The organism is Streptomyces sp. NPDC001380, assembly GCF_042895785.1.
Taxonomy (GTDB): domain Bacteria; phylum Actinomycetota; class Actinomycetes; order Streptomycetales; family Streptomycetaceae; genus Peterkaempfera.
Map to the genome: position 1 here is coordinate 23,275 of NZ_JBIAWP010000036.1, position 7,750 is coordinate 31,024.

10 protein-coding genes are annotated in these 7,750 nt (G+C 70.7%); 5 read left to right on the forward strand and 5 right to left on the reverse strand.

The annotated features are described in order from the left end of the window. Positions 1-665: 665 nt before the first annotated feature. The 5 genes from ACFY07_RS27175 to ACFY07_RS27195 form a co-directional block, all read right to left on the reverse strand. Positions 666-941 carry a DUF3761 domain-containing protein gene (locus tag ACFY07_RS27175; protein ID WP_390872190.1) on the reverse strand — a complete coding sequence of 92 codons (276 nt, stop codon included), beginning with the start codon at positions 939-941 and terminating at the stop codon, positions 666-668. A gap of 415 nt (positions 942-1,356) precedes the next feature. After that, on the reverse strand, positions 1,357-2,763 hold the full coding sequence (gene dnaB, locus ACFY07_RS27180; protein ID WP_390872191.1) for a replicative DNA helicase: 1,407 nt from the start codon (positions 2,761-2,763) through the stop codon (positions 1,357-1,359). A gap of 67 nt (positions 2,764-2,830) precedes the next feature. Next, positions 2,831-3,997 carry a hypothetical protein gene (locus ACFY07_RS27185; protein ID WP_390872192.1) on the reverse strand — a complete coding sequence of 389 codons (1,167 nt, stop codon included), beginning with the start codon at positions 3,995-3,997 and terminating at the stop codon, positions 2,831-2,833. A gap of 1,094 nt (positions 3,998-5,091) precedes the next feature. Then, positions 5,092-5,400 (reverse strand): hypothetical protein, encoded by a 309-nt coding sequence (locus ACFY07_RS27190; RefSeq protein WP_390872193.1) that lies wholly within the window; start codon positions 5,398-5,400, stop codon positions 5,092-5,094. After that, the gene (locus ACFY07_RS27195; RefSeq protein ID WP_390872194.1) at positions 5,397-6,158 is read right to left on the reverse strand and encodes a GntR family transcriptional regulator; all 762 of its coding nucleotides are present in this window, start codon (positions 6,156-6,158) and stop codon (positions 5,397-5,399) included. Before ACFY07_RS27195 ends, ACFY07_RS27190 begins: the two co-directional genes overlap by 4 nt. Before the next feature lie 193 nt (positions 6,159-6,351). Between ACFY07_RS27195 and ACFY07_RS27200 the strand changes: the two genes are divergently transcribed. Genes ACFY07_RS27200 through ACFY07_RS27220 form a run of 5 tightly spaced genes read left to right on the forward strand, consistent with a single transcriptional unit; the run spans position 6,352 to position 7,598 of the window. Beyond that, entirely contained in the window at positions 6,352-6,735 is a 384-nt protein-coding gene (locus ACFY07_RS27200) for an RNA polymerase sigma factor (protein ID WP_390872195.1), read from the forward strand. Further along, positions 6,732-6,977: a hypothetical protein gene (locus tag ACFY07_RS27205; RefSeq protein WP_390872196.1), complete on the forward strand. Its 246-nt coding sequence runs from the start codon at positions 6,732-6,734 to the stop codon at positions 6,975-6,977. The genes ACFY07_RS27200 and ACFY07_RS27205 overlap by 4 nt, the downstream gene beginning before the upstream one ends. Next, positions 6,974-7,135 (forward strand): hypothetical protein, encoded by a 162-nt coding sequence (locus ACFY07_RS27210; RefSeq protein ID WP_390872197.1) that lies wholly within the window; start codon positions 6,974-6,976, stop codon positions 7,133-7,135. Before ACFY07_RS27205 ends, ACFY07_RS27210 begins: the two co-directional genes overlap by 4 nt. Next, positions 7,132-7,305: a hypothetical protein gene (locus tag ACFY07_RS27215; RefSeq protein ID WP_390872198.1), complete on the forward strand. Its 174-nt coding sequence runs from the start codon at positions 7,132-7,134 to the stop codon at positions 7,303-7,305. The genes ACFY07_RS27210 and ACFY07_RS27215 overlap by 4 nt, the downstream gene beginning before the upstream one ends. Continuing rightward, positions 7,302-7,598: a hypothetical protein gene (locus ACFY07_RS27220; RefSeq protein ID WP_390872199.1), complete on the forward strand. Its 297-nt coding sequence runs from the start codon at positions 7,302-7,304 to the stop codon at positions 7,596-7,598. The genes ACFY07_RS27215 and ACFY07_RS27220 overlap by 4 nt, the downstream gene beginning before the upstream one ends. Positions 7,599-7,750: the final 152 nt, after the last annotated feature.

Sequence of the window (7,750 nt, forward strand, 5' to 3'; positions counted from 1 at the left end):
GATCGCCTACCGTTCCCCGCGGGAGCGGGTCGCCGAGCGGATCCCCAAGGGCCTGTTATCGATTCACTAGCTGCTGGGCCGCGGCCGACGGGCCGGGGCTGCTGGTGCGGCGGTCCCGGAACACCAGTGGCGGCTGCGGCGGGCCGGACGACATCGCCGGGAGCGCCAGGGAAGCGGCCGCCCGCCGGCGCAGCTGCCAGGCGGCGCGGAGGGACCACTCTCCCGCCGCACCGGCCGGGCGGGGAGCCAGGCCCGGTGGAGCACGGAGTTTGCGGGACGGCACCGCGTGCCCTCCCGAGTGCAGGTACACCGTCCCGGTCCGGTGAGCGGCGAGGGGAAGGGCGTGCCTGGCGCCGGCCCCGGTCGGCCTCCTCGGCACGCGGGGAAACGGCCGGGGCCGTTCTGTGCGGAGTGGCCCGGCCGGCGGACCGCGGGTGAGGCCGCCGACCGGGCTGCGTGCCACGCTGCCGGGCGTTCGCGGTCCGTCGCGGCGGATTTGACGCGGGGCCACTCGGACGGCCCTCTCCGGGCCGCGTAGGGCCTCGCGCGGGGCGGGTGCGGGCCCGGCGGCCGCGCGGTGTGCAGGCACCGGGCCGCCGGGCTTCCAGGACCTTAGCCCGCCGGAACCGCAGCGGGCAGGGTCCTTCGACACCCAGGGGCTGGGCCTACCGGTACCAGTAGCGCACCCCGCGGTGGTGCGAGCACGTGCCGCGGAAGTGTGCGGAGTAGGAGTACGTGCCGTCCTTGCACTGGGCGGTGGCACCGCGGGGGTGGGGCCGGTTGGCGGCGCAGGTGCCGGTGGTGTGGTGGGCGCAGTGCGCCGCCGCGGCGCGGGCCGGGGCCGCGTACGCGGCCGTCGCGGTGATGGGGGCAAGGAGGAGGCAGGCGGCGGCGAGGCCGGTTCCGGCGGTGCGGAGCGCGCGGGCGGGACGGGTGAGCATGAGCACGGGTTCCCCCAAGGCCGGTGGTGCGGGTCGGTACAGGGGGAGCGTGGCAGCGGCATGCGGGCGGGGCGGGACGGGCACGCGGCATGTGGCACTGCTGTGACGGGGCGTTCGACTCGATGGGCACGGAAGCCGCAGTACAGCACATCCACCGGGGCCCGACGGCCGGGGCAGCCGGCCTTGCCCTGGAGCGCACAGGCCATTGCCGCGTCTGCGAGCCGCCCCCGCTGCCCGCACGGCGGGAGCACGCCGGATCCGCGCGGCCCGAGAGGTCCGGCGGGCTCTGTTGCGGCAGGAGGACAGCGTTCACCGGCCTGGCGTACTGCGCTCCTGGCCGGTGAACGCCGTCCTACTGGTCAGCTGCCGGTACGGGCGCCAAGCCGAGGGAGGCAGGTCGTTGTCGTCTTCTCGGTCAGTTGGCCATGTCGACGAAGCGGCTGTAGTGCCCCTGGAACGCGACGGTGATGGTGGCGGTGGCGCCCCCGCGGTGCTTGGCCACGATCAGGTCGGCCTCACCGGCGCGTGGCGAATCCTTCTCGTAGGCGTCCTCGCGGTGCAGCAGGACGACGATGTCGGCGTCCTGCTCCAGGGCGCCGGACTCGCGCAGGTCGGAGACCACGGGCCTCTTGTCGGTGCGCTGCTCCGGACCGCGGTTGAGCTGCGACAGGCCGATCACCGGCACGTTGAGCTGCTTCGCCAGCAGCTTCAGGCTGCGAGAGATGTCGGAGACCTCCTGCTGCCGCGACTCGGCCTGCCGGCCGCCGGACTTCATGAGCTGGATGTAGTCGATGATGACCAGACCCAGGTCCTTCTGCTGCTTGAGGCGCCGTGCCTTCGCGGAGATGTCCATCACGGTCAGGTGCTCGCTGTCGTCGATGTATAGCGGCGCCGCGGAGTAGTCGGGGAAGACGCGAGCGAAGCGCGCCCAGTCGTCCTCGGTCATCTCGCCGGACTTGATGTGGTGGTGCGGGATGCGGGCCTGCGCCGACATGATCCGCTCCTCGATCTCCTGGCGGCCCATCTCCAGGGAGAACAGGGCCGTAGGGATCTTGTGCTTGATGGCGCAGTTCCGGGCCATGTCGACGGCGATGGTGGACTTGCCCATCGCGGGCCGCGCCGCGATGATGACGAACTGGCCGCCCATCAGGCCGTTGGTGAGGCTGTCCAGGTCCTTGAAGCCCGTCGGCAGGCCACGCAGTCCGCCCTTGCGGTTCTTCCGCTCCTCGATGCGGTCCGCGAGGCTCAGTGCGGTCGCGCCCAGCGGGAGGACCTCCTCGCCGGCCCGCTCCTGGAGGACCCCGAACAGCTCCGACTGCGCGGTATCGACGACCTCGCTGGCGTCGCCGACACCGGCGAAACCCATGTTCGCGATCCGCACCCCGGTCTCACCCAGGCGCCGGAACACGGCCCGCTCCCGGACGATCTCGGCGTAGCTGGCGGCGCTGGCCGCGAACTCGCTGGCGCGCACGCACTGGTGGATGTAGTCGGGCCCTCCGATCTGGCCGATCTCGCCGCGGCGGGTGAGCTCACCGGTGACGGTGATGGCGTCCACCGGCTCGCCCCGGGTGTACAGGTCGAGGATCGCGGCATGGATCAGGCTGTGCGCCGGGCGGTAGTAGTCGCCGGGCTTGAGGCCGGTCTCGATGACGTCGCCGATGGCGTCCTTCGACAGCATCATGCCGCCAAGGGCGCCCCGCTCGGCGACCAGGTCGTGCGGCGGGACCCGGTCCAGGGTGGACTGGCCGGTCGGCCGCTGGTCGTGCCGCTCGGCGAACGTGTCGTCGATGGCGCGGTCGAGGGACTGCGGGGGGATACTCACGGTGAACCTCCACAGGGTTCGAGCGGCGGCCGGGCCTTCCTAGGGGCTCCCGGCCGCCGCGGCTGTCTCAGGACGTGCTGCGGGCCTTCGCGAGCGCAGCGGGGTGGCAGCGGGGGCACGGGGCGGCCGCGTCGTCGTCACCGGGGACGTCGACGGTCCTCTCCAGGAGCGTGCGAGGCTGCTCGCCGTGGTTGCACTCGCCGCACCACGCCGGGACCCGGCCGGCAGGTGATGGCTTCTGAGCCTGCTGGGGGTTGTCGTCCTCGGTGGCCATTGCCACCGATCGCAGCTGCAGATCCTTGATCCGGTACTCCAGCGTCGCCGCGTAGTTGGTCGGCAGGGGCTTGCTCTCCTCGTGCCGGCACAGCCACATCCGCAGGGACCCATCGAGGTCCCACCCTGTTTCGGCGGCGTTCGCCAGCAGCACGGACGCGAGGTTCTTCGCCCGGCGCAGCCCCAGGCCCCACTTTCCGGGGAGTCGCATCAGGAACTGGACGGCCTCGTCCAGCTGCTCCGGGGTGTACCCGCCCACCCCTCCTGTCGTGTGGGGGTTGGGGGAGGAGGGAGTTCCTCCCTCCTCCGGGGGGTGTGGGGGGGAGACGCTTCCGTATGCGTTGTCACCGCATGCGTGCTGAGCTGCGGAAACGCGCCTTTTGCCGCGTGCGGTGTGAGCGTGTCCGTTGTCAGCGTGTCCGTTGTCACCGCACGCGTCCTGAGCTGCGGAAACGCGGTTACTCGCTGGTACTGCATGCGTTGTCACCGCACGCGCCCTGACCTGCGGCTTCTCGCTTTCCCTCTCCGGCCGGTACGGGTCTGGCTCCGGAGTCCATGCTGGGTTTGCCGCTGGGAACTTTCGGAACGTGTAGCCGACTGCCTTGAAGCTGCCGCCGTCGCTCTCCTGCTCCAGGCGAGACAGGAACCCAGCCGCCATCAGACGCTTGATGGAGGCATACACGGCGTCTCGGCCGACCAAGCCCTTGCCCTTGCCGTTGCCGTTACGAATTCCCTCACTCTGCAGTCTCGCGATGAGCTTGGCGACGGTGATGATCTCGCCGTCTTTCGTCATGAACAGCAGGTGGATCAGGATCAAGAAGTCGAGCGGGTCGGTGAGCCCAGAGCCATAGACCATGTGCCGGTAGACGCTGATTTCGGGGTCCAACTCCTGGACCGGCTGGATGGTTGCAGAGTCCCTCTGACGGAGGAGCGCGGGCTTCTCGTTCGGCTCAGTGCTCATGCAGCGTCCCTCGTAGCCTGAGCCGAGGTGCAGTGACAGGTGTGTCCCCAGGAGGGGCGGAACAGAGTGGCTGGGGGCTTAGGCGTGGAGAAGAGCGCCACGACCTGGACCATGTCCTGCCAGGTCGGTTCCTCCATGACCATCTGACAAGTGACCGTCCAGAGATGTACCGGATCGGCTCCATGGCGGAGGTGGTCGCAGATCTGCTCTGTGAAGTCGGTCACGACAGTGGCGGGGGCGCTACCGCCGGCGGCGTGCCGGGCGTCCACCCATGCCTGGCCGATTGAGCAACCGTCGTTGCCGTGCGGGGCAGCTGCGCCAAGGCGGGGGATAGCGCTGATGCGTGCGGTCACGCGGATCTCCTGGTGTGGTCAGGAGTTGCGCGCCCGAGTGTCAGCCACCTGAGTGGAACCGGCGCTGTGCCGGGTCGCGGTATCCTCCCGGCCTTCATACGAAGGGGCCGAGCGGGGTACCTTGGAACCAGGCGCGGGGGAAACGCGCTGTTTGGATCCACTCTTCGGTGGTTGTCCCTCTCGGGGAGCAACTCATCAAGGTTGATCGCCTCGGCCGTCCTGTTCGCAGCAGGTCGGCCTTCGGCGTTTTATGGGGTCATGTGGTGGCTGGCATCTCGGCTCCGATGAGGTGTGCTTGCTCCCGAACGAGAGCGGTCTCCATGCGGATGCGGATACGCCACCTGGAGCGCAGCGCCTCCGGTCCGCGGCCTTCGGGGATCAGCCGGTAGGCGGTGGACTGCGAGACGTTCGCCATGGCCGCCCACTCGGCAACGCCGAGCCACCTTGGCGCTGGCTGCACTGCGCAGAGCGACCGCGCCTTAGACACGTCTGTCTCCTCTCGGTGGAGAGCCCAAGTTCTGAGCTTTCTCACTGGTGCTCACTCATGCTGGCACGTCTGGTGCCGGAGGCTTCCCCCGCGCGGGGGCATTTCTGGCACCTAAGGGGACGGTGGGAAGCCCCGAAGTGTTACGGGTTTCAGCTGCTCGGTTTCGTGACCTACCTCATAGACGGATCGCGGGCCCGAAGCGTTAACACCTGAGCGTCAACTGCCACATCAGTCGCTGACGGAGGGGCCATCGTCTACTGCGTGGCGCCTCTCTGACCTCTGATGTGGGTCAACAGGGCCCACATCCCCTGCTCCAGCCGGCGTCTCGACTCGTCCTCGTGGACTGCTGGCAGCTCCAGGACCGTCGCGGTCGGTTCCAGCACCGAGAACAGCAGCCCCTTGGAGAGCCCCGTGAACTCCAGCGCGTCACGCACAGACTCGTGGCTTAGCGCCGGAGCTCGGCAGATCTGCCGGGCAGCCGACTGCTCCGCATCTGACGGCACCCACTCGCCGGACTTCAGCTTCTGATGGAGCAGCTCAAGTTCCGTGATGATCGCAATCACTTCGAGACCTCTTCTGCCGCCGAGATGTCGTACGGATAGCTGACGGTCGCGCGGGGCGGGAGGCACGTCTCCCCGTACTCCACGACTCGTTCGCCGTCGGCCCATGCCAGCCACGCACCAGCCAGGATGGCCGACCCCACGGGCAATCCCAGAGCTCCTGCCTCCCGTGAGTCGGCACCCCGCGCGTGGTAGAAGTCCCGGCCTCGCCTGACCTCTCCGATGGCTGCCTCGACCTTCGTCAGCAGCTCCCCGACCCTCCCCCCCTCGGCCAGCAGCAGTTCTGGCACCTGCTCCGCCAGAGAGGCTGGATACCAGGTCACCGTCAAAGCACGCAGGGCCTTGTCTTCAATGGTGACCACTTCGCGCCGGATGACCTGCGCACCGTCTTCAAGGTCGAGCAGTTCTGCGACGTAGGCCGGCGGCGCCACGATCTCGGCTGCGGTCACTCGGTGGTGTTCGTTCTGCGAGGCGATGCTGCCGGTGCGGCGGGCCCGCATGATCCGGTCGGCAGGGGAGGCGGCATTCGCTGCTTTGCCTGCGACGAATGACCCTCGTGGGGAGCTGAGGATGAGGCCCTCGACCTGCAGCTGACCGACTGCCTTGGCCGCAGTCGCGTGCGCGACGCCCCATGTCCGAGCGATCTCCGCCACGCTCGGCAGCTTGTCCCCCTCCCGCAGCGCCCCCTCCTGGATCTCCTGTCGGAAGTGGTCCGTGATCTGGATGTACGGCGCGCTGGGGCGCTCGATCTTCGGGCTCATGACGTCCTCTCGATCTTGTGTCGCCTCCGAGCGTACTAGAACGCGACTACTTCTACACGGCTGCTTGCATTCATTCTAGAACACCACTAGCTTCGTGTTCTAGAACACCTTTGGAGGTCCCTCCAAAGGCGAGAGCCCCGGTGTGTCACCACCGGGGCTCTCCAGGGCCGTTCCATCGAGAGGAGCACGACCCATGCACCACGCTACCCACCCCCTGAGCCCCGAACAGCAGGACTTGGCCGCGCAGCTCTACCTGCGACTGTCCGACCGGGTGCTGCGCCAGGTGGCCGCCGCGCTGCGCCCCGCGGACGAGCACCTCGCGGAGGACCTGGCGCAGGACGTCTGGCTGGACCTGCTGCAGTACCTGCGCCGTGGCAACACCGTTGCGAGCCCGGCCGGCCTGCTGGCCTCGATGGCGCGGCACCGGGTCGCGGACCACTACCGCTCCGCCCGGGTCCGCCGCGAGGCCCTCGTCGACTTCGCCGAGCCCGGCCAGGAGCGCCGGGTGCCGGCGGCCGCCTCCGCCGAGGCCGTCGCCCTGGCCGCCGCTGCGGTCCGAGAGCTGGTGGCGGCATGAGCCGGGGGACCCGCTTCGTGCTGGCGCTGCTGCTGATCGCCGCCGCGCTGCAGCTCCCGGTCAAGGCGTGGGCCGCCGCCGGCGCCGTCGCCGTCCTGGGCTGGGCCGCCGACCACACCCCGGCCGCCCTGCTCGCCGTCGCAGCCCTGGTGCTGCTGCGGTCCCTGCCCGGCGCCCCGCGGGCGGTCGCCGCCCTCGCGGGGGACCGTGCGTCCCGGCTGCTGGCGGGGGGTGCCCGGTGACCGCCGACGCCCGCGAGGCCGCCTCCCGCGCCGCCGCTGCCGCCCGCGAGGCCGCCGAGCGAGCCCGCGCCGCGGCCGAGGCCGCCCGCCGGGCCCGCGAGGCCGCCGCCGCCTCCTCCCCCGGCCGCCGCGCCGCCGACGCCCTGCTGGGCCGATGACCGGGCCCCGCCGGCTGAGCCGCCAGCGCCGCGAGGAGATCCGCGCCCTGCTGGACGACGAGCTGCGCACCGGCATCGAGATGACCGACGCCATCGACGAACTGCTCGCCGAGCTCGACCGCATCGACCCGCCCGCCAGCACGACCGACCCGATCGGAGACGACCGATGACCCGCCGCGACCTGCTCGCCACCGCCGTCTACCGCACTGCCGAGTACAGCCACCCCGCCGTGATGGTCGCTGCCGCCCTGCTCTCCGCGCACCTGCTGCAGGGCTACGGCCTCACCGGCTGGCCCCTCCTGGCCGCCGCGGTCCTCATCGGCGCCGGGGCCGCCCACCTCTACGAGGCGTCGCTGCCCTTCACCGACTGGTCGCTTGCCGACCTGGTCGCGCTGCCCGTCGACCCGGTCACCCGCTGGGCCGGGTGGACCCCGATCGACGACGACGAGCCCGCCGCCTCCTGACCGCCGCCCCGGCCGGGGCGCCGACCGCGCCCCGGCCCCGACTCCGATGAGGAGCACTCCGTGACCGTGACCGAGATCCGCCCCGCCGGATGGGCGGAGCAGTCGGCCAAGGCCGCCAAGCTGGAGGCCGAGGCCGAGGCGGTCCGCGCGAA

What these genes read in the sequence shown, in the direction of transcription:
- ACFY07_RS27200 (WP_390872195.1), top strand. Translation starts at nt 6,352, where the DNA reads ATGCACCACGCTACCCACCCCCTGAGCCCCGAACAGCAGGACTTGGCC.
- ACFY07_RS27175 (WP_390872190.1), bottom strand. Translation starts at nt 941, where the DNA reads ATGCTCACCCGTCCCGCCCGCGCGCTCCGCACCGCCGGAACCGGCCTC.
- ACFY07_RS27205 (WP_390872196.1), top strand. Translation starts at nt 6,732, where the DNA reads ATGAGCCGGGGGACCCGCTTCGTGCTGGCGCTGCTGCTGATCGCCGCC.
- ACFY07_RS27185 (WP_390872192.1), bottom strand. Translation starts at nt 3,997, where the DNA reads ATGAGCACTGAGCCGAACGAGAAGCCCGCGCTCCTCCGTCAGAGGGAC.
- ACFY07_RS27215 (WP_390872198.1), top strand. Translation starts at nt 7,132, where the DNA reads ATGACCGGGCCCCGCCGGCTGAGCCGCCAGCGCCGCGAGGAGATCCGC.
- ACFY07_RS27195 (WP_390872194.1), bottom strand. Translation starts at nt 6,158, where the DNA reads ATGAGCCCGAAGATCGAGCGCCCCAGCGCGCCGTACATCCAGATCACG.
- ACFY07_RS27220 (WP_390872199.1), top strand. Translation starts at nt 7,302, where the DNA reads ATGACCCGCCGCGACCTGCTCGCCACCGCCGTCTACCGCACTGCCGAG.